At 68.0% G+C, this 25548-nt stretch carries 21 protein-coding genes and 1 pseudogene; 8 read left to right on the plus strand and 14 right to left on the minus strand.

Going from position 1 to position 25548, the window contains the following annotated elements; translation table 11 throughout:
• Positions 1-882: a CoA transferase subunit A gene (locus RS899_RS13495; RefSeq protein ID WP_315810202.1), complete on the minus strand. Its 882-nt coding sequence runs from the start codon at positions 880-882 to the stop codon at positions 1-3.
• 10 nt (positions 883-892) lie between these two features.
• Entirely contained in the window at positions 893-1789 is an 897-nt protein-coding gene (locus RS899_RS13500) for a VOC family protein (protein WP_315810203.1), read from the minus strand.
• Positions 1790-2050: 261 nt separating this feature from the next.
• Here RS899_RS13500 and RS899_RS13505 point away from each other — a divergent pair, with 261 nt between their 5' ends.
• A complete protein-coding gene (locus RS899_RS13505; protein ID WP_205335201.1) occupies positions 2051-2302 on the plus strand; it encodes a type II toxin-antitoxin system Phd/YefM family antitoxin in 252 nt (83 codons plus the stop codon).
• 9 nt (positions 2303-2311) lie between these two features.
• Positions 2312-2677: a type II toxin-antitoxin system RelE/ParE family toxin gene (locus RS899_RS13510; protein WP_315810204.1), complete on the plus strand. Its 366-nt coding sequence runs from the start codon at positions 2312-2314 to the stop codon at positions 2675-2677.
• 47 nt (positions 2678-2724) lie between these two features.
• On the opposite strand, the pseudogene RS899_RS13515 reads toward RS899_RS13510, so the two are convergent.
• The 6 genes and pseudogenes from RS899_RS13515 to RS899_RS13540 form a co-directional block, all read right to left on the minus strand.
• Positions 2725-4307 (minus strand): annotated as a pseudogene (locus RS899_RS13515) (FadD3 family acyl-CoA ligase).
• A gap of 71 nt (positions 4308-4378) precedes the next feature.
• Positions 4379-5125 (minus strand): SDR family NAD(P)-dependent oxidoreductase, encoded by a 747-nt coding sequence (locus RS899_RS13520; RefSeq protein ID WP_054907166.1) that lies wholly within the window; start codon positions 5123-5125, stop codon positions 4379-4381.
• Between the two features lie 385 nt (positions 5126-5510).
• Positions 5511-6587 (minus strand): ferredoxin--NADP reductase, encoded by a 1077-nt coding sequence (locus RS899_RS13525; RefSeq protein WP_315810205.1) that lies wholly within the window; start codon positions 6585-6587, stop codon positions 5511-5513.
• A 1-nt stretch (position 6588) separates the two neighbouring features.
• A complete protein-coding gene (locus RS899_RS13530) occupies positions 6589-7344 on the minus strand; it encodes a glucose 1-dehydrogenase (RefSeq protein WP_054907168.1) in 756 nt (251 codons plus the stop codon).
• A gap of 12 nt (positions 7345-7356) precedes the next feature.
• Positions 7357-9018 (minus strand): FAD-binding protein, encoded by a 1662-nt coding sequence (locus RS899_RS13535; RefSeq protein ID WP_315810206.1) that lies wholly within the window; start codon positions 9016-9018, stop codon positions 7357-7359.
• 5 nt (positions 9019-9023) lie between these two features.
• A complete protein-coding gene (locus tag RS899_RS13540; protein WP_315810207.1) occupies positions 9024-9539 on the minus strand; it encodes a flavin reductase family protein in 516 nt (171 codons plus the stop codon).
• A 242-nt stretch (positions 9540-9781) separates the two neighbouring features.
• Here RS899_RS13540 and RS899_RS13545 point away from each other — a divergent pair, with 242 nt between their 5' ends.
• A complete protein-coding gene (locus RS899_RS13545) occupies positions 9782-10966 on the plus strand; it encodes an acyl-CoA dehydrogenase family protein (RefSeq protein WP_315810208.1) in 1185 nt (394 codons plus the stop codon).
• A 236-nt stretch (positions 10967-11202) separates the two neighbouring features.
• A complete protein-coding gene (locus RS899_RS13550) occupies positions 11203-12336 on the plus strand; it encodes an LLM class flavin-dependent oxidoreductase (RefSeq protein WP_054907172.1) in 1134 nt (377 codons plus the stop codon).
• Positions 12337-12676: 340 nt separating this feature from the next.
• On the opposite strand, the gene RS899_RS13555 is transcribed toward RS899_RS13550, so the two are convergent.
• Entirely contained in the window at positions 12677-13555 is an 879-nt protein-coding gene (locus tag RS899_RS13555; RefSeq protein WP_315810209.1) for an SDR family NAD(P)-dependent oxidoreductase, read from the minus strand.
• On the minus strand, positions 13548-15263 hold the full coding sequence (locus RS899_RS13560; RefSeq protein WP_315810210.1) for an FAD-dependent oxidoreductase: 1716 nt from the start codon (positions 15261-15263) through the stop codon (positions 13548-13550). The genes RS899_RS13555 and RS899_RS13560 overlap by 8 nt, the downstream gene beginning before the upstream one ends.
• Before the next feature lie 285 nt (positions 15264-15548).
• On the opposite strand from RS899_RS13560, the gene RS899_RS13565 reads away from it, so the two are divergent.
• The 3 genes from RS899_RS13565 (at position 15549) to surE (ending at position 19616) form a co-directional block, all read left to right on the plus strand.
• Positions 15549-17171: a DUF1302 domain-containing protein gene (locus RS899_RS13565; protein WP_054907175.1), complete on the plus strand. Its 1623-nt coding sequence runs from the start codon at positions 15549-15551 to the stop codon at positions 17169-17171.
• Between the two features lie 21 nt (positions 17172-17192).
• Complete coding sequence (locus tag RS899_RS13570) at positions 17193-18569, plus strand: DUF1329 domain-containing protein (protein WP_315810211.1); 1377 nt, start codon at positions 17193-17195, stop codon at positions 18567-18569.
• Positions 18570-18641: 72 nt separating this feature from the next.
• Positions 18642-19616 carry a 5'/3'-nucleotidase SurE gene (gene surE / locus RS899_RS13575; RefSeq protein WP_315810212.1) on the plus strand — a complete coding sequence of 325 codons (975 nt, stop codon included), beginning with the start codon at positions 18642-18644 and terminating at the stop codon, positions 19614-19616.
• 524 nt (positions 19617-20140) lie between these two features.
• Here the strand turns inward: surE and RS899_RS13580 are convergent.
• The 4 genes from RS899_RS13580 to RS899_RS13595 are packed head-to-tail and all read right to left on the minus strand — an operon-like array spanning position 20141 to position 24225.
• Complete coding sequence (locus RS899_RS13580; protein ID WP_315810213.1) at positions 20141-21364, minus strand: NADH:flavin oxidoreductase; 1224 nt, start codon at positions 21362-21364, stop codon at positions 20141-20143.
• Position 21365: 1 nt separating this feature from the next.
• Entirely contained in the window at positions 21366-22472 is a 1107-nt protein-coding gene (locus RS899_RS13585; RefSeq protein WP_315810214.1) for a 3,4-dihydroxy-2-butanone-4-phosphate synthase, read from the minus strand.
• Between the two features lie 10 nt (positions 22473-22482).
• Positions 22483-23400 (minus strand): alpha/beta hydrolase, encoded by a 918-nt coding sequence (locus tag RS899_RS13590; protein WP_315810215.1) that lies wholly within the window; start codon positions 23398-23400, stop codon positions 22483-22485.
• Between the two features lie 9 nt (positions 23401-23409).
• Positions 23410-24225 (minus strand): SDR family NAD(P)-dependent oxidoreductase, encoded by an 816-nt coding sequence (locus tag RS899_RS13595; RefSeq protein ID WP_315810216.1) that lies wholly within the window; start codon positions 24223-24225, stop codon positions 23410-23412.
• A gap of 193 nt (positions 24226-24418) precedes the next feature.
• Here RS899_RS13595 and RS899_RS13600 point away from each other — a divergent pair, with 193 nt between their 5' ends.
• Positions 24419-25468: a Rieske 2Fe-2S domain-containing protein gene (locus RS899_RS13600; protein ID WP_315810217.1), complete on the plus strand. Its 1050-nt coding sequence runs from the start codon at positions 24419-24421 to the stop codon at positions 25466-25468.
• Positions 25469-25548 lie beyond the last annotated feature (80 nt).

A 25548-nucleotide genomic window follows, 5' to 3' on the forward strand; every position in this document is an offset into this window, starting at 1 on the left:
TCAGAACACCGGTAGGGGCAGCTTGCGGAGTGCGTCGAGCCCGCCGACCTTGTCCAGGTAGGCGGCTTCGCCGTCGCGGATGAATTCGTCGTAGTAGCGCTGCCAGCCGCCCTCTTCCTGGGCCGAGGCGTTGTAGTGCTGGAAGTGCGGCACGTCGAAGCCGTACTGCGGTGCGCAGGAACTGGGGTGCGCGCCGCCGGGAACATGCACTACGCCATCGGTGAGGTTGCGCTCCCAGAACACCTGGCGCGCCGCCTGCGGGTTGGCGTGGAAGTGCGCGGAATCCACCAGCTCGTCGCAACTGACGAAGGTCTGCTTCGCGGCACGCACGAACAGGTCGTCCATGTAGTGGTCCGGCCCTTCGATCTGGCAGACGCCACGGGCATCGGCGCGGTCGACATGGACCAGCGCCGCGTCCAGCTCCAGCGCCGGCATGGCGACCCAGTCGCGGCCGTCGGCGTAGGGCGAGGCCACCAGCCTGATCTGCGGGTTGTGCCTGAGCACATCGGTACCCAGGCCCACGGCGGTGGGCAGGAACGGCACGTTCATCGCCGCTGCGCGCAGGCCCAGCAGCAGCATGCCTTCGTCGATCTCCATCACCTCCAGCTCGCCGGCCTGGCGGGCCTTGCGGAAGTAGGGTTCGAGCGGAATGAAATCCAGCGAGACGAAGGCGAATACCAGCTTCCTGACCTTGCCGGCAGCGCAGAGCATGCCGACGTCAGCGCCGCCATAGGCGACGACGGTGAGGTCCTTGAGCCCGGAGCGGAGGATTTCGCGGATCAGCGCCATGGGCTTGCGGCGCGGGCCCCAGCCGCCGATGCCGATGGTCATGCCGTCGCGCAGCCGGGCGACCGCCTCGCTGGCCGTCATGCATTTGTCCATGTTGCGCTCCTTACTGGCGGCCGACGCTGAAGTCGTGGCCCCAATGGCTGACCACGGTGCTTTCGAACGGCGTGTGCGCCGCCCAGTCCACTTCCAGCCCGCCATGGCCGTACTCGATGTCGAAGCCGCCGGGGCTCTGCATGTAGAACGACACCATCTGGTCGTTGGTGTGCTTGCCCAGGGTCGCCGAGAGCTTCACGCCGCTGGCGTGCATGCGATCCAGCGCGCGGCCGACGTCGTCGAGGGCGGCGGTTTCCAGCATCAGGTGCACGCAGCCGCTGGGGATCGGGCACTCGAAGATCGCCAGGGAGTGGTGGCGGGCGTTGTTGCAGTGGAGGAAGTGGATGCGCTTCTCCGGCTCCTGCGGGTCAGGGGTGAAGCGCACCTTCATCAGGTCGGAGAGGCCGAAGCCCATCACCTGCTCGTAGAAGTCGCGGCAGCGCTCGAAGGCCGGCGCCGGCAGTACCACGTGGCCCATGCCCATGGCGCCGGTGACGAAACCGCTGACGCCCGCCGGCGAGACGAACGGGCGGAAGTCCTGGCACGGCCCCCAGAACAGCTCATGGCGATTGCCGTCCGGATCGCGGAACAGCGCCAGCTCCTGGACCTTGCGCAGCGCGCAGTCGGCAGCGCTGCCACGGGCCACCTCGACATCCACCTCGGCCAGCTCGGCGATGGCCTGCTCGAAGGCGGCCTTGCCAGCCACTTCCCAGCCGCTGGCGCCGTAGCCGTCGCGCTCGTCACGCAGCACCAGCAGGCGGTAATGGCGCTCGTCCATCTTCAGGTACAGCGCGCCCTCGGGAGCGGCGGCGTCCACCATCATGCCCAGCACGTCGCTGGCGTAGCTGCGCCAGCGCTCCAGATCGCTGGCCAGCACGGTCACGTAGCCCAGTCCGCGGATATCCATGGTGTTCTCCTCATCGTCATCGCCGATGCGTCGTGCGGATCGGCTGGTGATGAGGATTCAAACAGCGCGGGCGGTGGCCAACATCGTCCAATGGGACTAGCGCAAAAGGGCCGCGGGAAGCAGGTTTGAATGGAGGTCGGCGAGTTGTGCCACCTGCCGGTGAACACGGTCAATGGTCGACCGGAATTGACCATGAATCCATATACAGTCTAAATTTGGACCACTACGCTTCAGAATGCGTACGCAATCGAGGTACACCCCATGCGAATCGAGACCATCAGTTTCCTGAAGAAACACGCCGCGGATCTGGACCTGTCGGAGCCCATGGTCGTCACCCAGAATGGCCTGCCCAAGCTGGTGGTGGAGTCCTACGAGGAGTCCGTCAGACGGGAGAAGGCGCTCGCGCTGGTCAAGCTGCTCGCCATCAGTTCGCGACAGCACGCCGAGGGAAAATCCAACACCGTAGACGACTTGCGCAGCCGGCTGGCCAAGAGGCGCTCCAGCGAGCAGTAAGGGAATCCCATGAGTCAGCGCCGACCTGTCCTCACCACGCCGATCGCCGACAGCCTGATCATGGACCGGGAAGACTTCCTGGCTGCGAGGGCTGGGAAAGAAAAGGCCGCGCAGCACATCGATGCGCTCCTGGATGAGCTGGTGCAAGCGCTATCGAACGCACCGCTGGGCTATCCGATCTCCCGTGAAGTAGCCGAGCACACCGGCCTGACAGAATTCCACGAGTACGTTACGCAGGACGGCTATCGAGTGTTCTATCAGGTGTTGAACGACGCCGTGGTGGTCCACCTGGTGATCCATGAGCGGCAGGATGCGCGCAAGGTACTGGTCGACTACTGCACCTACCTCGCACACGATCCGTTCCTGAACAACTAGCGTCCGTATGATTCCAGGAAAGCCCCGCCCAAGCGGGGCTTTTGCATTCAGGAGCTCGCGGCCAGCTCCCGCAACGCTGCCTTGGTCACCTTGCCGGCGGCATTGAGCGGCAGTGCATCGAGCAGCATGGCCCGGCGCGGCGCCTTGTAGTTGGCCATGCGCTCGCGGCACCAGGCGAGGAAGGCTTCCAGGTCGATCGCCTGGCCGGAGGCCGGCAACAGGAACGCCATGGCCACCTCCCCCAGGCGCTCGTCGGGGATGCCGATCACCGCGGCCTGGGCCACGCCGGGGTAGCCGAGGATGGTCTGCTCGACCTCCGCCGGGTACACGTTGAAGCCGCCGTTGATGAACATGTCCTTGAGCCGATCGGTGATGCGCAGGTAGCCGCGCTCATCGAGCACGCCGACATCGCCGGTGTGCAGCCAGCCGTCGCGGTCGATTGCCTCGGCGGTCGCTTCGGGATTGTTGAAGTAGCCGCGCATCAGGTTGTAGCCACGCACCACCACTTCGCCCGGCTCGCCGCTGGCCACGCTGCAGCCCTGGCTGTCGACGCAGCGCACCTCGACGTTGGGGAAGGCCCGGCCGCTGGTGGTAGCGATGGTCTCGGCGTCGTCGCCGGGGCGGCAGATGGTGACGAAACCGCAGGTTTCGGTGAGGCCGTAGGCCGTGACGATGGTCTCGAAGCCCAGCTCGCTGCGCATGCGCCGGACCATCTCCACCGGCACCGAAGCAGCCCCGGTGACCGCCACCCGCAGCGAGGACAGGTCGAACTCGCCACGGCGCGGATGGGCCAGCAGCGATTGGTACAGCGTCGGCGGGCCGGGCAACACCGTTACCCGTTTGGCGGCCACGCGCTCCAGCAGCAGGGGAACATCGAACACCGCTTGCGGCAGGATGCAGCACCCGCGCATCAGTGCCGCCAGCCAGCCAGCCAGCCAGCCTTGTAGCCGAAGCTGTGGAAGAACGGATTGACGATGAGGTAGCGGTCACCTTCGCGCAGGCCGACCATTTCGCTCCAGTCGCGCACCAGTTGCAGGTTCTGCCCGTGGGCGGTCATCACGCCCTTGGGCTTGCCGGTGGTACCGGAGGTGAACAGCAGGTCGCACAGGTCGTCGGCGCGAATCTCTGCCTGCCGCTGCTCCAGGGCGCTGTCGTCGACGTCATCGGCCAGCACCAGGAAGGCTGGCCAATCCAGCGCGCGCTCCCGAGAGCCACGCAGGATCACGCGCTGGCGCAGCGCCGGTAGCTCCTCGTCGTCGAGCAACGCCGGGAAGTCGATGCCGAGGAACTCGCTCATCACGAACAACAGGCTGGCGCCGCTTTCGCGCAGCACCAGGGCTGCTTCGGCGCCCTTCATCCGGGTATTCAGCGGCACCAGCACGGCGCCGACGCTTTGCAGCGCAGTCGCCGCGACTATCCACTCCCAGACATTCGGCGCCCACACCGCCACCCGTTCGCCATGGCCGACACCCAGTGCCAGAAGCGCCCGCGCGGCGCGGCGGCGTGCGTCGTCGAGCTGGCGGTAGCTCAGGCGGACGTCGCCGTCCTCGATGGCTGGCAGGCCAGCATAGGTGCACGCCGTGGCGGCAAGCAGCTGGGGAATGGTCAGGGCGGACGGCGGGCAGTTCATGGCGGGCAGCTCAGGACGAACGGGAATCGAGAGTGGGCCGGCACCCGGCCGGCCCGCTGGCATAGCCGGACTCAGGCCTGGGGCGGCGCGAAACGGCGGCCCGCGGAGAAGCCGCCGTCGACGGCAATCATCTGCCCGCTGACGAAGGACGCGTCGTCGGAAGCCAGGAACAGCGCCACCTTGGCCACCTCCTCCGGCTGCCCGGCGCGGCACAGCATGTGCTGCGAGGCGAAGAAGGCGTGGAAGGCTTCCTGCTCGCGGACCATTTGCGTCATCGGGGTTTCGATCAGCCCCGGGCAGAGGCCGTTGACCCGCACGTTGGCGTGGCCGTAGTCGATGGCCATGGAGCGGGTCAGCTGGTTGATGCCGCCCTTGGCCACGTTGTAGGCAGTGTTGCCGTCGCAGCCCTGCAGACCGAAGATCGAGCCGATGTTGATGATCGAGCCGCTGCGCTGCTCGACCATCTGTGCCACCGCGTGCTTGCTGGTGTACATGGTGCCGGTGAGGTTGATGTCCAGCACGCGCTGCCACTCGCTGGTGGGCGACGCGGTAACGCTGCCCTGGCTGGCGACGCCCGCGGCGTTGACCAGCACGTCGAGGCGACCATGGCGCGAGACGACTTCACCCATCACCTGCTGCACGTTGTTCTCATCGCGCACGTCCAGCGCCATGAACAGGCCGGGGAAGTCCGCCGGCGCCTGGCCCACGTCCAGGCCGACGACCTGGGCGCCCTCCTCGGCGAAACAACGGGCGCAGGCCAGCCCGATACCCGATGCCGCACCCGTGATCACGGCGATCTTGCCTTGCAGTCGATTCATTCGCACACCTCTGCTTGTTGTTGTCGGTTTGCTCTGCGCCGCAGACTAGCGAGCCGGCGGCGGCGGCAAATCGTCCATTGGGACTAGCCGCTGCGCAAGCCCCGTTTTTCCTAGGAGCGAGCAGACCGCACAGGCTGGAACGGGTCATCCGCTGGCACCTGCACGGCGAAGGACACTGGCGCGCATACAAGATTCAGCCAGTACCGTTTTTGTAGGAGCGAGCTTGCTCGCGAACCGCGCGCACACCGGGACAGGCAGCAGAGTGCGTTCGCGAGCCAGCTCGCTCCTGCAGGAAGAAAAAAAGCCCGGCAGAGCCGGGCGAAAAAGGGGGCAGGCACCGCCCCTCACTCGAGAGCAATCTTTCGGTTCGGCCTTCTATCCGGCCTCAATCCGGAAAGCGCACGCGCACCTCGCGGCTGCCTGCCCGGCCCTGGCAAGCCAGGGTCCAGCCTTCGGCCAGCTCGGCGGCGCTGAGCACATCGTTGCGCGGCAGCAGCACCTCGCCCTGCTCCACTCGGCACATGCAGGCGCCACAGAATCCTTCCTCGCAGGACGCCGGTGGCGCCAGCCCGGCACGGCGGCAGCTTTCCAGCAGGGTTTCGCCGGCGGCGCAGGCAATCTCGTGCTCGGCGCCGTCGAGGCTGACGGTCAGCCGCTCCACCTGCAGGCCCGTGGTAGCGAGCCGGGCCTGCTCGTCGGCGGCTTCCAGCTCGTCCGGATCGGGCGGCGAGACGAAGCGTTCGACGTGAACCCGCGCCGACGGCACACCCGCCGCCAGCAGGCCGTTCTCCACGGTATCCATGAACGGGCCGGGACCGCAGATAAAGCACTCGGCATCCTCCCAGCCACGCAGCAGATGACGTACATCGCTGGCGGCGAGAAAGCCCTGCACGCTGTCCAGCACATGGATCACCTGCAGGCGCTCGCCATGCTCGCGCAGCAGGCTGCGCAACGCCTCGCGGAAGATCACCGAATCGGCATCACGGTTGGCGTACACCAGGCGGATGCGGCAATCGCGGCTGGCCAGTGCCTCGCGCAGGATGGAAAACACCGGCGTGATGCCCGAGCCGCCACCGAACAGCAGCAGGTCACGCTGCTCCGCGCCCAGGTGGAAGTGTCCCGCAGGCGGCAGTACCTCCAGGCAATCGCCGGGGCGAACGCTGTCGTTCATCCAGTTCGATACACGCCCGCCTTCGACGCGCTTGATCGTGACCCGCAGCGCCGAGTCGAGCCCCGGCGCGCTGGACATGGAGTAGCAGCGCAGCAGGCGCTTGCCCGCCACGCTGACGCGGAAGCCGAGGAACTGCCCGGCCTGGTAGGCGAAGCGCTCGGCCAGTTGCGCCGGCACGCGCAGCACCAGCGAACGCGCATCGGCGGTTTCCTCGATGACCTCGGCCACCTCCAACTGGAAGCTGCCGGCGGCGCTCGATGCCTGGGGCGCCAGGGGCTGCGCGCTACCCATTTCAGATACCGCTGATCAGCTGGGCGTTGTCCACGCGGATCTCGGCGCCATTGATGAAGCGCGACTCGTCCGAGGCGAGGAACAGCACCACGTTGGCGATATCCTGCGGCGCACACATGCGGTTCATCGGGTCGGCGTCCAGCGCCTCCTGCGGAATCGGCTGGCCGCCGGCCAGGGCCTGGGTCATCGGCGTGTTGACGCCGTCCGGGTGCACGCTGTTGCAGCGGATGCGATAACCCTGCTGCTTGCAGTGCAGGGCGATGGAACGGGTCATCGCCGCCACCGCGCCCTTGGATGCCGAGTAGGCGCAGAACGCCGGCATGCCGCCCAGCGCCGCCACCGAGGACATGTTGACGATGGAACCGCCACCGCTCTCCTTCATGGCCGCAATGGCGTACTTGCAACCGAGGAAATAGCCTTCGCCGTTGATGGTCTGCACCTTGCGCCACAGCTCCAGGCTGGTGTCCTCGATGCTGCCCAAGGCGAGGATGGCGGCGTTGTTGACCAGCACGTCGAGGCGGCCGAAACGCTCCAGGGTGGTCTTCACCACAGTCTGCCAGTCGCTCTCGCTGGCGATGTCGTGGCGGATGAACAGCGCGTCGCCGCCGATCTGCTCGGCCAGCGCGCGGCCGGCCTCCTCGTTGAGGTCGGTGAGGACCACGCGGGCGCCCTCGCCGGCCAGCAGCAGCGCGTCCTCGCGGCCGATGCCGCTGGCGGCGCCGGTGACGATGCAGACCTTGCCTTGTACTCGATTCATGCTTGTTTTCCTTCAGGCGGTTTCGGGGATGACGGCTGCCGCGCGGGACGCCGCGTGGACGGCGGCGCGGCGGCCGGAATACACGCAGTCGGCGATGGACAGGCCGGATACGTAGAGGTTGGAAGCAACACCCACCGCGTTGCGGCCGGCGCTGTACAGCCCCGGAATCGCTGCGCCGGCAGGGTCCAGCACGCGACCGCTGCGCTCGCAGACGCGCAGCCCGCCGAGGGTGATGGCTGGACAGGGGAAGAGCGTGCTGTCGAAGGACAGGTCCAGGGCGTACCAGGGGCCGTCGTCCAGATCGGCAAGCATCGCCGCAGACTTGCCGAAGGCGTCGGTGTGTTCACCCCGCGCGGCGCGGCTGTACTCCTCCAGCGTGTGCTGCAGGTTCTGCGCCGGCACGCCGATGGCGCGGGCCAGCGCTTCGGGTGTGTCGCCCCGGCGGCGGTTGAACAGCAGGTTGAGCAGCACCGGCAGGCGCTGGAACGACCAGACCTTGCCCGGCCCGACCTGGCGCAGCGACTCCCTGAGCAGCGCGCGGTCGAGGATCAGGATGGCGCGGCCGCCCTGCTCTTCCACCATAGCGTGGCCGAGGGTGGCGCCATAGACCTCTTCGTTGCAGTAGCGCTCGCCCCGTGCATTGACGATCACGCCACGGGCCCAGGCCAGCGGCGGATTGATGAAGCGCCAGGCGCTGACCTTGTCCAGGCGTTGCGTCGCGGCACCGGCGCCGAGCCCGAGGCGGATGCCGCTGCCATCGCAGCCCGGCGTCCCCAGCGGCAGACCGGCCAGGTACTGCGGCGCATGCTCGGCGAGCATCTCGCGGTTGAAGATGAATCCGCCGGCACTGAGCAGCACGCCCTTGCGCGCGCGGATCAGCAGCGGCCGCGCATGACGCGCCTCGATGCGACGCAGGGCAGCGATCAATCGCTCGGCCAGCGGCGGTGCATAGGGGTGCAGGCCGGTTGCGAGGCGGCTCAGCCAGGCATGTCGGCGCGCGGCGAAGCTGCCCGGCGGCAGGCGCCAGGCCTCGACGCCGACCACTGCACCGCTGGCGTCCTGCACCAGCCGACGTACTTCGCACTGGCGGTAGAGCTGCACACCTTTCTCCCGCGCCGCAGCACGCAAGGCCGCGAACAGCGCCGCGCCGGACATGCCGCGGCCCTTGGTGCGGTGCCCGCGCGGCGCCGGTTGCGCCAGGCTGGCGTAGGCCGGCACGGCTTCATTGCCCGAGTAATAGAGGTAGAAGCGGTCGCTGGGATAGGACGTCTTCTGCGGTGGCACGCTGGCTTCGAAGCGTGCGCCCTGGCGCTCCAGCCAGGCGAGCTGGTCGACACTGCGCTCGCAGAAGTCCCGCAGCGTCGCACTCTGTACGGCGTCCGCCACCTCGCCCTGCAGATAGCGGAACATCGCCTCGGCGTCGTCGGCGTATCCGGCCTGACGCTGGTAGGGCGTGCCGCCACCGGCATAGACCACCCCGCCACTGCGCGCGGTGGCGCCGCCGCCGGCGAAACGGTCCAGGGCCAGCACTTCAAGGCCGCGTTCGCGCGCCTCCAGGGCTGCACAGGCGCCGGCGCCGCCGAAGCCGACCACCAGCAGGTCGGTCTCGGCGTGCCAGGCCAGGCGCTCGCCTGCTTCCAGGCGCAGCGGGGCGATCGGCAGTGTGCCGGCCATGGCGATCAGCCCGCCGCCACGCTCGGCGCCTGCACGGCGACGGCGGTGGTGTAGGTGCCGTTCACGTAGATCAGCGGGGTGATGCGCGGGGTATTGCGAACCTCGCGGATGCGTCCGATGAACACCGTGTGGGTGCCGTAGGTGAAGCGCCCGTCCTGCTCGCAGACCACGCTGGACTGCGCGTCCGCCAGGTACGGCACGCCGCACTCGGAGGTGCGCCAGTCGCCGCTGGCGAAGCGCCCCTCGCCTTTCACCGGGCCACTGCACAGGTGCGACAGGTGTTCCTGCTCCTGGCCGAGGATGTTCACGCAGAAGTCCGCGCCGGCCTCCAGCACGCGGTGCAGCGAGGCGGTCTGGTTCACGCAGATCAGCAGCGACGGCGGCTCGGTGGACAGCGAATCCACCGCCGTGGCCGACATGGCGTAGCGCTCGCGGCCATCGCTGGTGGTGATGATGGTCACCGACTTGGCGAGCCGGCGCATGGCCTGGAGCATGTCGGCTTTCAGAGTGTCCTGGTTCATCGCACGGGGCCTCGCTGGTTCTTGTTGGACTGAGGTGTAGTGCGATGGATTCTGTGGTGGTGCCCGCTGCGCAACATCGTCCGAGGGGACTAGTCGGTGCCGCGCCCGAGTGGCGCGCCGATATGGTCCGTTTGTGGGATGTGGGCGAATTCCCGCGTTGTTCAAATGCCCGCGAAGGCCCCTGCGATCCGACGCGGGAGACCGAGCACCGCCCCACCGGGCGACCACAGGAGAACAACAAGATGCTCGACCACGACCTGATCCGTCAGCGCCTGCGCCAGCGCGCCCGCGAGCTGGTTCCGGTGCTGCGCGAACGCGCCGCCGACGCCGCCCGTGAAGGACAACTGCCGGAGGCAACCCTTCGCGACTTCCATGAAGCCGGGTTCTTCCGCATCCTCCAGCCGGCGCGCTGGGAAGGCTATGAGCTGGAGCCGAAAGACTTCTTCGAGGTGCAGATGACCCTCGCCGAGGGCTGCATGTCCTCCGCCTGGGTGCTCGGCGTGGTAGCCATCCACAACTGGCAGCTGGCGCTGTTCGACGACCGCGCCGCGCAGGATGTGTGGGGCAAGGATTCCAGCGTACTGATCTCCTCGTCCTACATGCCGGTGGGCAAGGTCACGCCGGTGGAGGGCGGCTTCCGCCTCTCCGGGCGCTGGGGATTCTCCAGCGGCAGCAAGCATTGCGAGTGGGCATTCCTCGGTGCGCTGGTGCCGCCGAGCGAGCCGGGCGGCGCGCCGGACTACCGCACCTTCCTGGTGCCGCGCAGTGACTACCAGGTGCTCGACAACTGGAACGTGATGGGCCTGGAGGCGACCGGCTCCCACGATGTGCTGGTGGAAGACGCCTTCGTCCCCGAGTACCGCACGCACCGCGCCCTCGACGGCTTCATGCAGAACAGCCCGGGCAATGCGGTGAACAGCGCACCGCTGTTCCGCCTGCCGTTCGGGCAGATATTCGTCCGCGCGGTGTCCTCGGCGGCCATCGGCGCGCTGCAGGGCGCGGTGAACCTGTTCATCGAGCACAACCGCGCCCGCGTGGGCGTCAACGACGGCCGCAGGATGGGCCAGGACGCCGGCGCACAGCAGGCGCTGGCCGATGCCATGGTGGTGGCCGACGAGTGCCGCACCGTGCTGCTGCGCAACTTCGACGTGATGATGCAGCGCGCCCGCGACGGCGAGCCGCTGAGCATGCCCGAGCGGGTGAAGATGCGTTACGACTCCGCCCTGGTCGCGGACAAATGCGCCCGCGCGGCGAGCATGCTGATGTTCAACAGCGGCGCCGCCACCATCTTCCGCGAGCACCCGATCAACCGCGCCTTCCGCGACATCCACACCGGCCGCGCCCACGTCGCCAACAGCCCGGCCAAGTATGCCTGGAACCTCGGCGGCGTGAGCATGGGCCAGGACTCCACGGACTTCTTCCTCTGAGCCCGGCCCAGGAGCACCCGTAGGACGGGTGGAGCCTGCGATACCCATGCGGTCAGGTCTGGTGAGTTCCAGCAGCCTGGGTATCGCTTCGCTCCACCCATCCTGCGTCCCGGCTCCCCCGCCACCCCGGCGCTTCGGCGTAGTCCGTTCGGGCGATTCCGCGGCGCCGGCGAACATCGAACATGGCCACGAGGCAGAGCCCGTCGGCCCGCCAAACCTGACAAGGGACGCATCCCATGAAATTCTCTCTGATCTACGAAGCGCAGACGCTGGACAGCACCCGCGAAGGCGACCGCCGCATCTTCGAGGAAACCGTCGAACAGGCCGTGCTGGCCGACCAGCTCGGCTTCGATACCTTCTGGTGCGTTGAGCACACCGCGCTGACCAACTACTCGCACATGTCCGCGCCGGAAACCATGCTCGCCTTCGTCGCCGGCAAGACCCAGCGCATCGGCATCGGCCACGGCGTGGTCTGCTTGCCACCGGCGATGAACCACCCGGTGAAGGTCGCCGAGCGCATCGCCACCCTCGACCTGCTGTCCGGCGGCCGCGTGCACTTCGGCGTCGGCAAGGGCGGCACCCAGCAGGAAGCCGGCACCTTCGGCTACGACCTGGCGACCCTGCAGCCGCAGATCGACGAAGCCATGTACCTGATCCCGAAGATGTTCGTGCAGGACGAGATCGAGCACGACGGCGTGTACGTGAAGATTCCCCGGCGGCCGATCCATCCCAAGCCCTACCAGGACCCGCACCCGCCGATGTACCTGGCCTGCACCAACACCGAGTCGCTGAAGAACGCCGGCGGCCGCGGCATGGGCGCGCTGGTATTGGGCTTCGGCGGCCCGGAGGAGATCGCCAAGAAGGTCGCGGTCTACCACGAGGCCTGGGACAACCGTGACGAGGCCAACCAGGTCGGCTTCCGCCCGAACCGCCACATCGCCGCGCTGTGCCCGGCCATTGTCCTCGACGACAACGAGAAGGCCCGCGCCATCGGCGTCCGTGGCCAGCGCTACTTCATGGAATCGCTCGCCTACTGGTACGCCGGCGGCGAGCGCCCGGACCCGGCCAAGTGGCAGGACGACACCTTCGTCGATGGCAACGGCCAGGCGGTGATCCGCTCGCGCTTCGCCTCCGAGGAAGTGACCGTGGACTTCTCCGACCCGACCATGGCGATGATGAACCCCAACCACGCCTACGGCACGGTGAACGACTGCATCGGCTACGTGCAGCGCCTGATCGACGCCGGCGCCGACGAGATCCTGTTCATCTGCCAGATGGGCACCGTGCCGCAGTGGGCGCAGATCGAGACGCTGAAGAACATCGGCGAGAAGGTCATCCCCTACTTCCGCGACAAGCTGCAGATCGCCTGAGGCGGACGCTGAAGCATCAGGACGGGCCCTTCGGGGTCCGTTTTGTTTTGGCGCGCAGAGCCCATATGGCCCATCATCGCCGGAGCCGGTAGCAGGCAGACGGCGTGCAACACCAGGCGTTGTACGCCCTACGCATTGGCATCGAGTGGGTTCTGTTCGCGAGCAAGCTCGCTCCTACAAAGAGCCACGCCTGATACAGGTGGCCACTGTAGGAGCGAGCTTGCTCGCGAACCCCTGTACCGAAAAGCATGCAGCCCAGGAACGCAAACGCCCCACGCCGGATCCCGGCGTGGGGTGCACAACACCCGCGGCGTTTTCTACCGCCGCGCAACCACTCGGTTCAGATCACCCGCGCCGGATGCTGCACCCGTGGCGCGCCGAGTTGCTCGCGCCAGGACGGTGGCTGACGGCCGTCGGCTTCCTGGATGCCGTAGCGCAACGCCAGCTCGGCGCTGACCAGGGTCTGCCCGGAGAGTTGTGGCAGCTCCGGGTCGGCGAGCAGCGCCTGGATGATCCGCCCGTTGAACTGCGGCGTCTCGGCCAGGGCGAGGAAGGCTTCGTACTGCTCGGCGCGGGCCTGGCCGGCAATGGCGGTGCGCTCGGTCAGCTGCGGGCCGAGCCAGAGGGACAGCGCTGCCACGCCGGTGCCTTCGAAGTCGATGGCCATGTCTGCCGCGAGCTTGTCCACGCCGGCCTTCTGCGCGCCATAGGCCGGGCCGTGCATATAGCAGCCGGCGCCGAAGGATGAGGTGAACGCCACCAGGGCCTTCGGTGCGCGCAGCAGCAGGGGTGCGGCGTGGTAGCTGGCGACGTAGGCCGAGCGCAGGCCGATGTCGAGGATGTCCACCAGCTCCAGCGGCTTCTCCCAGAACGGGCCGGGATCGATCAGTTGTTCGTGGATGAAGGCGACGTTGTTCACCAGCAGGTCGAGGCGGCCATGCTCGGCGTCGATGCGCCGGAACAACCCGCGCACCTGCTCGTCATCGGCGTGGTCACACTGCACGGCGATGCCCTTTCCGCCAGCGGCGTCGATGGCCGCCGCCGTCTCGTGGATGCTGCCGTGCATCACCTGGCCGCGCAGGCGTGCGTTGCCCGATTCGACCGAGCGCCCGGTAACGTAGACAGTCATGCCGGCAGCGCCCAGCGCCTCGGCGATGCCCTTGCCGACACCACGGCTGGCGCCGGTGACGAGGGCGATGCGGGAAGTGGACTCAGGCATTGCGCGATACCTCCGGTTGGGCGCGGGTCTGCCCGGCCTGCTGCTGGATGTGTTCGGCGGCGAGGAAGCCGAAGGTCATCGCCGGGCCGATGGTGGAGCCGGCGCCGGGATAGGTGGCGCCCATCATCGAGGCGGCGGAGTTGCCGATGGCGTAGAGGCCGTCGATGGCGCTGCCGTCCTCGCGCAGTACGCGGGCATGCACGTCGGTGAGCAGGCCGCCCTTGGTGCCGATGTCGCCGGCGTCGATCTTCACCGCGTAGAACGGCGCCTTCAGCAACGGCGCCAGGCATGGGTTGGGCTGCACGTGCGGGTCGCCGTAGTAACGGTCGAACAGGGACTCACCCTTGTGGAAGTCCGGGTCCTGGCCGAGCGCGGCGTAGCGGTTGAAACGCTCCAGTGTGCGCGCAAGCCCGGCGGCATCGACGCCAATCTCGCCGGCCAGCGCCTGGATGCTGTCGGCCTTGTGGTAGTAGCCCTGCAGATGCTTCGGCACCCGGCTGTCCGGTTGCGCGTAGCCCGGCAGCAGCGCGCCACAGGGGTATTTGCGGCGGAACTCGGCGTCGAAGATCATCCAGCACGGCACGCTGCGCGCCTGCTCGCTGTCGTGGGCATACATGGCGTAGACGATGTCGGTGTAGGGCGCGCCTTCGTTGACGAAGCGCTGCCCGGCAGAGTCCACCATCACGCAGCCGGGCAGGTTGCGTTCGACGAACAGCACGCGGGCCTTTTCCTCACCGGCGACCTGCGAGCTGGGCGCCCACCAGCTGTGCTCCATCAGTGCGGTGGCCGCACCGAGCTGCTGGCCGGCGCGGATGCCGTCGCCGGTGTTGTACGGCGGCGTGGCAGTCCATTGGGTATTCGAAGGCTGCGGATGGTACTGGCTGCGCATCGCCTGGTTGCGCTCGAAGCCGCCGGCGGCGATGACCACGCCGTGTCTCGCATGAAGCCGAAGAACCCGACCTTCGCGCTGCAGCACCGCGCCAATGACCCGGCCGTCTTCCTCGATCAGCTCCTGCAGCGCGGTGTTCAGCCATAGCGGCACCTGGCGATCCAGCAGCGAACGGCGCAGCGCGGCAATCAGTGCGTTGCCCAGGGTGAGGAAGCGATCGCGCGGCGAGCTCAGTCGCGCGGGCAGGTCGCGCCAGTAGCGCCAGAGGATGCGCATCGTCAGGCCGACCCAGCCGGGGCCACGGCAGAGCAGCACGCGGGCTTCCTTCATGGTCATGGCGACGCGGCCCATCATCAGGGTGCCGGGGGACGGCTCGCGCATCCGCGCGAACTCCTCGCCCAGTTCTCGGGCATCGAAGGGCAGCGGGTCCATGGAGCGGTAGCCGGGCTTGCCGCCGGGCACTTCCGGGTAGTAGTCGGCGTACTCCGCCTGTGCCTCGAAGCGCACCCGGCTGTTGCCCTCCAGGTATTCGACCATGCGCCGGCCGTGCTCGACATAGGCCTCGACGCGGCCGTCATCCACCAGGTCGTGGCTGACGGTGCGGATGTAGCGGATGGCTTCCTGCGCCGAATCCTGCCCGCCCAGGGCGGCGATCCGGTGGTTGCAGGGAATCCAGATACCACCGCCGGATACCGCCGTGGTGCCGCCGTAGCGGTCGCTCTTCTCCACCAGCAGGACCTCCAGCCCGAGGTCGCGGGCGCGCAGTGCGGCGGTCATGCCGCCGGCGCCGCTGCCCACCACCAGGACGTCGCATTCCATGTCCCACTCGCGGCTTCGCTGGCCGCTCGCCCTTGCGTTCATGCGCTTGTTCTCCGGGATCTGGCGTGGCGGAAAACCACGCTCGCCCGGCGATTGTTCGCGCCCGCGCCAAGCCCCGGCATCGTCCGATGGGACTAGCGCCAGAGCGGCCCCGCCCCGTCCCGCCGGCTTAGTCTTTTTGGACGATGTTGACGCACTCGGGTGACCACATAGTCAGCCCCGCCACTTTCCCGCCAACACCGTTTCCGGGTCTGGCCGACAGCGCCTGCCCGAGCAGAGGACGAGATGACAAGAATAAGAATCGCCTTCCCGCCGTTGCCCCTTGCCCTTGCGATCAGCACCAGCGGACTGCTCCTCGCCAGCCAGGCGCAGGCGCTGTCCTACCAATTCAACGACGACCTGCAGGTCAACTGGGATACCACCCTGAGCTACAGCCTGGCGTGGCGTACCGAGAAGCGCGCGCATGCGCTGTCCAACGGCGGCAGCAACGCGGCCATCGCCAACGGCGACGACGGTGACAACGCCTTCGACCGTGGCGCGCTGATCAACAACCGCGCCAGCTTCCTCACCGAGGCGGACTTCAAGTTCCGCCAGGACTACGGCCTGTTCGTCCGCGCCACCGGCTTCTACGACGATGTCTACCAGCGCGGCAACGACAACGACTTCGGCACATCCAACTGCTTCGCCGGCGGCCGCTGCTCCAAGCCCGACCACTTCTCCGGCGAGACCGAGGACCAGGCCGGCGACGACCTGCGCCTGCTCGACACCTACGCCTACGGTACCTGGGACCTGAACGGCCACACCCTCAACGCCCGCGCCGGCAACCAGGTGGTAGCCTGGGGCGAGAGCCTGTTCAACGGCTTCGGCATCTCCGGTGCGATGAGCCCGGTGGACGCCACCAAGGCCAACACGCCGGGCATCGAGGTGAAGGAGCTGTTCCTGCCGGTGGGCCAGGTCTTCACCCAGTACAGCCTGACCGACAACCTCGGCGTGCAGCTGTATTACCAGTACCAGTGGAAGCGCAACGAGCTGACCCCGGTCGGGCACTTCTTCTCCACCACCGACTACATCGACGAAGGCGGCTTCAACGACTCCACCGGCCAGCAGCGCCGCCTGGGCGACGACACGCCCGGCAACAGCGGCCAGTACGGTGCCGCGCTCACCTACACGGTGGAGCAGCTCAACAACACCGAGTTCGGCCTGTACTACCTGCGCTTCAGCGACCACAGCCCGCAGCTGGACTTCCTCAGCGACTGGAACACCGGCAACTACCGGGCGATCTTCTACGACGATATCAAGCTCTACGGCGCGAGCTTCTCCAGCATGCTCGGCGAGACCAACGTCAGCGGCGAGATCAGCTACCGCGACGGCCAGCCGGTGCTGGTCGACACCGGCCTGACGCCGCAACCGGTGCGCGCCAATGTCGCCCAGGCGCTGGTGTCCTTCATCCACTCCTATGGTGCCCTGCCCTTCGCCGACAACACCACGCTCACCGGCGAGGTCGGCTACAACCGCGTGATGGACAACGACAAGGCGCCCAGCTTCGACGTGTTCGTCCCGACCGGCGCCGGGGTCGCGCAGATCCGCACGCCCAACACCGACAAGCTCTACTACGACCGCTCCGCCTGGGGTTACACCCTCAACCTGACGCTGGATTACAACAACGTGTTCAACGGCTGGGACCTGAGCGTGCCGATCATCTTCAGCCAGGCCGTCAACGGCAATTCGTCCATGCCCGGCAGCTTCGGCCTGGGCGAAGGCGACGACCGCTTCGCCGTCGGCACCACCTGGCGCTACCTGAACAATTTCAGCCTCGAAGCCCGCTACAACATGTTCCTCGGCAACCCGAGCGAAACCACGCTGGCGGACCGCGACAACCTTTCGCTCACCGCGAAATACAGCTTCTGACCCAGCCCAAGGAGCCAGACCATGAACCGCAAGACTTATCTGCCCGCCCTGCTGCTGTCCGCCGGACTCGCCTGCCTGTCCGCCCAGGCCCAGGCCAAGGTCAGCCCCGAAGAGGCCGCGCGCCTCGGCCAGGACCTCACCCCGATGGGCGCCGAGAAAGCCGGCAATGCCGAGGGCACCATCCCCGCGTGGACCGGCAAGTGGCGCGGCGCGCCGCCCCAGGTGAAGTACGACGGCCCCGGCAGCCGCTATGCCGATCCCTATGCCGACGAGAAGCCGTTGTTCGTCATCACCGCGCAGAACATGGAGCAGTACTCCAAGCACCTCACCGATGGCCAGCGCGCCCTGTTCAAGCGCTATCCCGACACGTTCAGGATGCCGGTCTACCCCTCGCACCGCGATTTCCGCTTCAGCGAGAAGATCGAGGCCAACATCAAGGCCAATGCCACCAGCGCCGAGCTGGTGGACGGCGGCAACGCCGTGCGCAACGCCTTCGGTGCGTCGCCCTTCCCGATCCCCAAGGACGGCTACGAGCTGATGTGGAACCACGCCCTGCAGGCCCGCGCCAACAGCGAGGAAGCCATCTACGACCAGGCGGTGATCTACTCCAACGGCAACCAGGCGTTGCAGACCGTGCATTACCAGATCCTCGCGCCCTGGTGCTCGCCGACCGGCTCGCTGCAGAGCTATGACGGCGGCGTGATGAGCCACTTCATGATCACCACGCTCAAGCCGGTACGTTCCAAGGGCGAGATCATCGGCGGCAACGAGTTCTTCGACCCGGTCGCCAGCCCGCGCCAGAGCTGGCAGTACCTGCCCGGAACCCGTCGCGTGCGCCGTGCGCCCACCGTCGGCTATGACACGCCCACGGGTGCGGGCGGCTTCCGCACCATCGACGAGGACCGCCTGTTCAACGGCGCACCGGACCGTTACGACTGGAAGATGCTCGGCAAGCGCGAGATCTATATCCCCTACAAAAACTACAAGCTCGATGACCCGGCGCTGAAGTACTCGCAGATCCTCACGCCCAATCACGTCAACCCGGACTTCATGCGCTACGAACTGCACCGCGTGTGGGTGGTGGAAGCCACGCTGAAGCCGGGCGCACGGCACATCTACGGCAAGCGCACCCTGTACCTCGACGAGGACAGCTGGTCCGCCGCGCTGGCCGACAACTACGACTCCCGTGGCCAGCTGTGGCGCACCAACATGCAGACCACCGTCTACGCCTACGACATCCAGGTGAACCAGGCGCGGGTGGCGCTGTTCCACGACCTCATCGCCGGCTCCTACCTGGCCGACCGCATGGCCAACGAACAGCCGGCGCCCAAGCTGAACAGCGCCGACTACGACGCCAACTACTTCACCGCCGCCAACATGCGCAAACTCGGCCAGTAAGGCCGCCTTCGAAAGCCCGCGCGGGACACCGCGCGGGCTTTGTCTTTTGCTCCGCAGAACAAGGAAAGCTCCATGCACAAGCTCCTCCGCGCCGCCATCGCCATGGCTGGCCTGAGCCTCGCCCAGCAGGCCAGTGCGCTGAATATCCTGCTCACCAATGACGACGGCTGCCGCGCACCGGGCATCCAGGCGCTGTACCGCGAACTGAGTGCCGCGGGGCACCGCGTCACCCTGGTCGCGCCGGACACCGACAACAGCGGCATCGGCGCCGCCAGCGTGGTCGCTCCAGGGCAGGCGCTGGCCATCAGCCGCCTCGCCGACCAGCAGTACTGCGTCGGCGCTCCCGCCGGCTTTGCCCTGCCGCCGGGCAAGAACATGGCCATCGGCACACCGGTGGATGCGGTGAATGCCGGGCTCGACCTGCTGCTCAAGAACAATCCGCCGGACCTGCTGGTCTCCGGCAGCAATTTCGGCGACAACGCAGGTCCCTTGATCCAGATGTCCGGCACCCTCAACGCCGCGCTCTGGGCCATGCGCCGGGGCGTGCCGGCGATGGCAGTGTCCACGGCCATCGACCTGCCACTGATGCAGCGCGATCCCCAGGCGGGGATGCAGCGCACCCGTGATGCCCTGGACGACAGCGCACGCCTCGCCGTGCGCGTACTCGACCACGCACTCGCAGCCGGCCAGGCTGCGCAGAAGGCATGCGGAACGAAGCAAGCGTGCGACTTCAACCTGCTCGGCCTACCCGCCGGCGAAGGTCTGAACCTCAACTACCCGGCGCGCCCTGCGGCCCAGGTGCGCGGACTGGTGTATGCGCCGGTGAGCGATTGGTCGCCCATCGTCTTCGCCGTGCAGGCGGACGCGGACGGCGGCGCGCGCGTAAACCTCAGCGCCGCGAAAGCACCGAACGAACGACAGCGCCGGGAAGATGCCTACCTGCTGACCCAGGGGTATGCGGTGTTGAGCGTGGTGGGGACGGACCTCAATGGCAGCCCTGAAGGTGTGCGGCAGCTACAGGAAATATTGAAGGCCATGAAACCCTGACGTCGGCGGATGCCGGGGATGCGCGGAGTGCAGCGTATGACGCGGGGCCTCATGCGCCCCGCTGCCCGTCCGAGCTGGCTGACGCGAACACCGACCGGCCCACTCTCACGCGGGAGAAGCACGGGGCCAGCCCAGGTGCAGAAGCCTCTCGCAGGAGCAGCTGCCTTTCACACGGCATCTGTCCGCGCTTGGCCAGCCGCCGCGCCCGCTCAAACAGGTTCGCGAGCGAGCTCGCTCCTACAGGTTGGGTCGGTGCAGCGCGTCCCTGAAAGGAGGCGCGAGTACGAGCCAGCCGATGCAGGAGCAACTGTCTATTCCTGGAAAAATCCGTGACTGTGTTTCCACTCATCCCAGCCCTTCCCTCGGGGAGAGGGGGCAGATCGCGCCGGCTGACGCCGAAGATCCATCCTGCACCACACGAGCCCCTCTCCCACTTGCGGGAGAGGGGCTCGTGATCTTGCAGGAGCGAGCTTGCTCGCGAATGGGCTGGCGCCGGACGTTCAGGTTCGCAAGCAACCCTGCGCCTAGAGGTGGGCGAAGCTGTCCGGCTGGTTGAGCACGCAGCGAATGCCGCCCGGCAAGGCCATGCTCGCCACACATTGGTTGCAATGGTTGCAGCCGTTTTCATAAGCCTCGCCCTGGGTGCGCACCTGCTTGACCAGGTCCGGATCGCGCAACAGCGCTCGCCCCAGGGCAACGAAATCGAAGCCCTCGGCCATCGCACGCTGCAGGCTGTCGCGCTGGCTCACGCCGCCCAGGTAGACCAGCGGCATATCGGTAGCCTGGCGTACCCGGCGCGCCTGGTCGAGGAAGTACATCTCCGCGTACGGCAGGCTGGAGAACAGCCGGCCGCCGAACCATTTCATCGCCGTGCGCTGCAGCGGGTTGGGCTCCAGCGGGATCATCTGCGCCAGCGGGCTCTCGCCGCGGAACAGGTACATCGGCGAGCGACTGGTGAAGCCGCCGCTCATCACCAGCGCATTCAGCCCGTGCTCGGCCAGTCGCCTGGCGGCGTAGCAGGAGTCGTCGATCTCCAGCCCACCGGCAAAGCCATCGCTGAGGTTGAGCTTGGCGAGGATCGGGAAGTCCTCGCCCACCGCCTCGCGCACCGCCGCCAGGACTTCCAGCGGCAGGCGCAGGCGATTGTCCAGGCTGCCGCCGTAGGCATCGCTGCGGCGGTTGGTGGCCGGCGAGAGGAACTGGCTGAGCAGGTAGCCGTGGCCCATGTGGATTTCCACGGCGTCGAAGCCGGCGCGCTTCACCAGCGCTGCCGCATCGCGGTACTCGGCCAGCGTCTTGCGGATGTCCGCCGGCCCCATGGCCCCGGCGAACGGCACGCCGGTGAACAGCCCGTACTGGTTGATCCCGGCACTGGGCCCACGCGGGCGCGGAATGTTCTGCGGCCGCGTGCGGCTGAAGAAGCCGCAGTGCGCGAGCTGAGCGGAGATGGCGCCGCCCTCGCGGTGCACCGCGTCGGCCAACCCGCGCAGTTGGGTGAAGATGCCTTCGTGCATCCACATCTGGTCGGCGAAGGTCAGGCCGTCCGGCGATACGCCGCAATAGGCCACCGTGGTCAGGCCGACACCGCCGCGAGCCATCCGCGCATGGTGCGCGGCCAGGTCGGCGCCGGGAATGCCGGCCGGGCACATGCCCTCGAAGGTGGCGGTCTTGATCACCCGGTTGCGCAGCGCGAGGCCGGCCAGGCGAGTGGGAGCCAGGACTTTGTCGATTGCTTCCTGCGAGGTCATCTCAGGCCTCCTCGGGCTGGGTGAACGGGACGAATTCGGCGACTTCCAGCTCGAAGCCCGAGACCGCCTTGTAGGGTACCGGGAAGCTCATCAGGCGCATCTTGCGGACGCCCTGGTCGCGGAGGATCTGCGCGCCGACACCGAGGGTGCGCTGGGCAAACTTCGGTGCCTGCAGCCCCGGCCCGCGCGCCAACTGGTCAAGGATGGCGGCGGCGCTTTCCTGCTGGGCCAGCAGCACCAGCACACCGCTGCCTTCGGCGGCGATGCGTGCCAGCGAGCGGTCGAGGTTCCACTGCTGCGGCCCGCGCGGCGGCTCGCCGGCGAGCAGGTCGCGCAGGGTCTCCACTGCCTGCACGCGGACCAGCACCGGCCGGGTCGAATCGAGCTGGCCGCGCACCAGGGCGAGGTGAACCACGTCCTTGAAGTCATCGTGGTAGGTACACACGCGGAACGGACCATGGCGGGTATCGATACGGTGTTCGGCACCGCGGGCGATGGTGCCTTCATGGAGGATGCGGTGGTGGATCAGTTCGGCGATGCCGCCGATGGGCAGGCCGTGGCGCTGGGCAAACGCACGCAGTACCTCACCACGGGCATTCTCACCCGCTTCGTCGAGGATGCCGGCGAGCAACGCTGCCGGTTGCAGCCCGGCCAGCCGGGCCAGGTCGCAGGCCGCCTCGGCATGCCCGGCGCGGCTCATCACCCCGCCGGGCAATGCGCGCAGCGGGAAGATGTGGCCGGGGCTGACCAGGTCGGCCGCGGTGCTGGCCGGGTCCACCGCCACCTGCACGGTGCGTGCGCGGTCGGCGGCGGAGATGCCGGTACTGATGCCCTGCGCAGCCTCGATCGAGACCATGAAGCCAAGGCTGTCGCGCCGCGGGCTGTCGGTCATCGGGCGCAGGCCGAGCGCCGCGCAGCGTTCATCGGTGAGCGCCAGGCAGACCAGCCCGCGCGCCTCGACGGCGAAGAAATTCAGCGCGGCGTCATCGATGAATTCGGCAGCCTGCACCAGCATGCCGTCGCCGCCCTCCTCCTCGCCGTCGACCAGTATCACCGGCCGGCCCTGGCGCAGCGCTTCGATCAGGTGCAGCGGACTGTCCAGCGTCATCCCCGGCACCTCAGCGCAGCACGTCGCGCAGCCAGGCGGCAGCGTCGTCGAGGTAGGCCTGGGCGCGCGGCACAAAGGGCGCGAAGCTGGCAAAGCCGTGCAGCATGCCCTCGGCTCGCACGCATTCGACATCGGCGCCGGCCGCACGGGCGCGCTCGGCAAAGGCTTCGCCTTCGTCGCGCAACGGGTCGCATTCGGCGCTCATCAGCAACGTCCGCGGCAGCGCGCCCAGGTCGGCGGCATGCAGTGGCGAAGCCAGCACATCCAGCGGCGCCGGCCAGCTCCCCAGGTACTGCCGCCAGAACCAGTGCATCATCGACGCTTCGAGGAAGTGGCCGCTGGCGAACTCGCGGTAGGACGCGCTGCCGCAGCTCTGGTCGGTCACCGGGTAGAGCAGGCACAGCGCGCCGGGGATGGGCCCGCCGCGCTGGCTGAGCAACCGCGCGGCAGCGATGGCGAGGTTACCGCCGGCGCTGTCGCCGGCCAGGGCCAGGCGCGTGGCATCCACCTCCAGCTCGGCGGCGCGCGCCACCAGTTCGGCCACGGCCTGGCAGCAGTCATTGGGTGCGGCCGGGAACGGCGCTTCCGGCGCCAGCCGATAGCCCACCGACACCACCGCCGCGCCGCTGCCCAGCGCAATGCGCCGGCAGAGGTCGTCGTGGGTGTCGAGAGTGCCGGCGACGAAGCCGCCGCCGTGGAAGAACACCAGCAGTGGCAGGCCAGCCGCGGCGCTCGGCCGGTACAGCCGCGCCGGCAGGTCATCCAGCAGGCGCAGCTCGCGCACTTCGGCCAGCTTCAGCGGCTCGCCGGCGACCAGGCTCTGGTCGGCGAAGCCGCGGTAGGTGGCGGCGTCCAGTTGTGCGAAATCCAGCGCGAAAGCGCCGGCGAACTGCTCCAGCAGGGCCTGCATGTGGGGATCGAGGGCCATGTTCACTCCTTATACGTCGGCCAGCAGGAAGACCGGGTTGGTCTCGTCGAGGATGCTTTGCGTGCGCGCCTGCAGCGCGGGCTTGAAGTCGGGGTGCGGGAGGATCCAGAAGCGCTTCTCGTCGATGGCGGCGAACACCCGCGCAGCCAGCTCGTCGGCCGGCATGCCGGCACGGATGCTCTGCTCCAGCTGCGCGCCGAGGAGCGACCCGGCGGCATTGCCGGCCTGGTCCGAGTCCATGATCCGGCTGGCCACCGGCCCCGGGCAGAGCACCGAGACGCCGATGGCCGCGCCCGAGGCGACCAGCTCGTGGTGCAGCACCTCGGACAGCGCCACCAGCGCCTGCTTGGTGACCGTATAGGCGGCCAGGAACGGGCTGGCGAGCAGCCCGGCCAGCGATGCGGTGTTGACGATATGCGCGGGCCGCTGCTGGGCCAGCAGCGTCGGGACGAAGGCGCGCAGGCCGTGGGTGACGCCCAGCAGGTTGATGTCGAGCATGCGCCGCCACTGCGCCTCGCTCAGCTCCCAGCTGGCGCCGGTCTGCATGATGCCGGCGTTGTTGAACAGCAGGTCGACGCCGCCGAAGCGCGCCAGGGTCGCATCGCGCAGGGCGAACAGGTCCTGCTCGCGGCTGACATCGGTGACCTGCGCCAGCACCTCGCACCCGCCGGCCGTCAGCTCGGCGGCCAGCTCGTCCAGCCCGGCGCGGTCGCGGTCGGCCAGCGCAATGCGCATGCCCAGGCCTGCCGCGTGCTGCGCCAGGCCACGGCCAATGCCGCTGGCGGCGCCAGTGATGACCGCCACGCGGCCTTGCTGCTCGCTCATCGTTCCACCGTTTGTCGTTGTTGTCGGTCGGTGCCGCCGTTATCGCCGGCCGCAGCGGCGCCGGCATCGTCCACCCGGACTAGGCAGCGGGCCTCGTCCGTTCAGACGATGCCGCGAGCGCTCTGGCTTGCAGAATCCACCCAAGGCTCGTGCCGCCCTTCTGCCTGCGGCAACCTGATGGGAGAACAACAAGATGAGTACGTTGCACCGTATCGAAGTGCGCCCAGTCGATGACCGTTACGCGCGCGGCTGGCACTGCCTGGGGCTGGCCAGCCAGTATCGCGACGGCAAGGCCCACCGCCTGGACGTGTTCGGCACCCGCCTGGTGGCCTTCCAGGGCGAGGATGGCCAGCTGCACATCCTCGACGGCTACTGCCCGCACATGGGCGCGGACCTGAGCGACGGCTGCGTGGAAGGCAACAGCCTGCGCTGCCCCTTCCATGAATGGCGCTGGGGCGCCGATGGCGTGTGCAACGACATTCCCTACGCCAAGCGCATTCCGCCACGGGCGAAGATCAAGTCCTGGCCGGTCATGGAGCAGAACCACCTGCTGTTCGTCTGGAACGACCCCGAAGGCAACCCGCCCATCGCCGAACAGGCCATTCCCCGTATCGATGCCTGCTACGACGAGGCCTGGGCCGAGTGGGAAGTCGCCGAGCTGAAGATCGAGACCAACTGCCGCGAGCTGGTGGACAACGTCTCCGACATGGCGCACTTCAAGAGCGTGCACGGCGCGCCCATCGACGAGTTCAGCAACCACTTCGAGGCGCACACCGCCTCCCAGGTGATGCGCGGCCGCAGTGCGCGGCTGTCCGGCGACAGCGAGCTGCGCACGGTGGCCACCTATTACGGCCCGGCCTACCAGATCACCTGGATGACCGGCGCCATGGGTGGCCAGCCGATCGAATCGATCCTGCTCAACTGCCACGTGCCCATCGACCAGAACAGCTTCACCCTGCGCTACGGCGTGCTGGTGAAGAAGGTGCCGGGCCTGTCCGCCGAGGACAACCGCGCCATGGCCCTGGCCTACGTGGAGCAGGCACGCGCCGCCTTCTACGAGGACGTGGCCATCTGGCACAGCAAGACCCGCGTCGACAACCCGCTGCTGTGCGACGGTGACGGCCCGGTGTACCAGCTGCGCAAGTGGTACGAACAGTTCTATACCGACGTCGCCGAGCTGCCGGCGGGCCTCGCCGAACGCAAGAGTTTCGTGGTGCGGGCGCTGGAGGAGGAACCCGCCTGATCCACCGGTCCCCTGCCTTGCGGGACCGATTGCCTTTTGCGGAAAGCGCCTATTAATCTCCTCGGCGCTTTCCTACAACA

The organism is Pseudomonas sp. C9-3 (assembly GCF_032392015.1).
Classification (GTDB): domain Bacteria; phylum Pseudomonadota; class Gammaproteobacteria; order Pseudomonadales; family Pseudomonadaceae; genus Pseudomonas; species Pseudomonas nitroreducens.

Coding starts and splice junctions, on each gene's coding strand:
- RS899_RS13555 (WP_315810209.1), bottom strand. CDS start 13,555: ATGCCTGAGTCCACTTCCCGCATCGCCCTCGTCACCGGCGCCAGCCGT.
- RS899_RS13595 (WP_315810216.1), bottom strand. CDS start 24,225: ATGAGCGAGCAGCAAGGCCGCGTGGCGGTCATCACTGGCGCCGCCAGC.
- RS899_RS13580 (WP_315810213.1), bottom strand. CDS start 21,364: ATGACCTCGCAGGAAGCAATCGACAAAGTCCTGGCTCCCACTCGCCTG.
- RS899_RS13600 (WP_315810217.1), top strand. CDS start 24,419: ATGAGTACGTTGCACCGTATCGAAGTGCGCCCAGTCGATGACCGTTAC.
- RS899_RS13570 (WP_315810211.1), top strand. CDS start 17,193: ATGAACCGCAAGACTTATCTGCCCGCCCTGCTGCTGTCCGCCGGACTC.
- RS899_RS13500 (WP_315810203.1), bottom strand. CDS start 1,789: ATGGATATCCGCGGACTGGGCTACGTGACCGTGCTGGCCAGCGATCTG.
- RS899_RS13505 (WP_205335201.1), top strand. CDS start 2,051: ATGCGAATCGAGACCATCAGTTTCCTGAAGAAACACGCCGCGGATCTG.
- RS899_RS13535 (WP_315810206.1), bottom strand. CDS start 9,018: ATGGCCGGCACACTGCCGATCGCCCCGCTGCGCCTGGAAGCAGGCGAG.
- RS899_RS13565 (WP_054907175.1), top strand. CDS start 15,549: ATGACAAGAATAAGAATCGCCTTCCCGCCGTTGCCCCTTGCCCTTGCG.
- RS899_RS13590 (WP_315810215.1), bottom strand. CDS start 23,400: ATGGCCCTCGATCCCCACATGCAGGCCCTGCTGGAGCAGTTCGCCGGC.
- RS899_RS13560 (WP_315810210.1), bottom strand. CDS start 15,263: ATGGAATGCGACGTCCTGGTGGTGGGCAGCGGCGCCGGCGGCATGACC.
- RS899_RS13550 (WP_054907172.1), top strand. CDS start 11,203: ATGAAATTCTCTCTGATCTACGAAGCGCAGACGCTGGACAGCACCCGC.
- surE (WP_315810212.1), top strand. CDS start 18,642: ATGCACAAGCTCCTCCGCGCCGCCATCGCCATGGCTGGCCTGAGCCTC.
- RS899_RS13530 (WP_054907168.1), bottom strand. CDS start 7,344: ATGAATCGAGTACAAGGCAAGGTCTGCATCGTCACCGGCGCCGCCAGC.
- RS899_RS13585 (WP_315810214.1), bottom strand. CDS start 22,472: ATGACGCTGGACAGTCCGCTGCACCTGATCGAAGCGCTGCGCCAGGGC.
- RS899_RS13540 (WP_315810207.1), bottom strand. CDS start 9,539: ATGAACCAGGACACTCTGAAAGCCGACATGCTCCAGGCCATGCGCCGG.
- RS899_RS13520 (WP_054907166.1), bottom strand. CDS start 5,125: ATGAATCGACTGCAAGGCAAGATCGCCGTGATCACGGGTGCGGCATCG.
- RS899_RS13545 (WP_315810208.1), top strand. CDS start 9,782: ATGCTCGACCACGACCTGATCCGTCAGCGCCTGCGCCAGCGCGCCCGC.
- RS899_RS13510 (WP_315810204.1), top strand. CDS start 2,312: ATGAGTCAGCGCCGACCTGTCCTCACCACGCCGATCGCCGACAGCCTG.
- RS899_RS13525 (WP_315810205.1), bottom strand. CDS start 6,587: ATGGGTAGCGCGCAGCCCCTGGCGCCCCAGGCATCGAGCGCCGCCGGC.
- RS899_RS13495 (WP_315810202.1), bottom strand. CDS start 882: ATGGACAAATGCATGACGGCCAGCGAGGCGGTCGCCCGGCTGCGCGAC.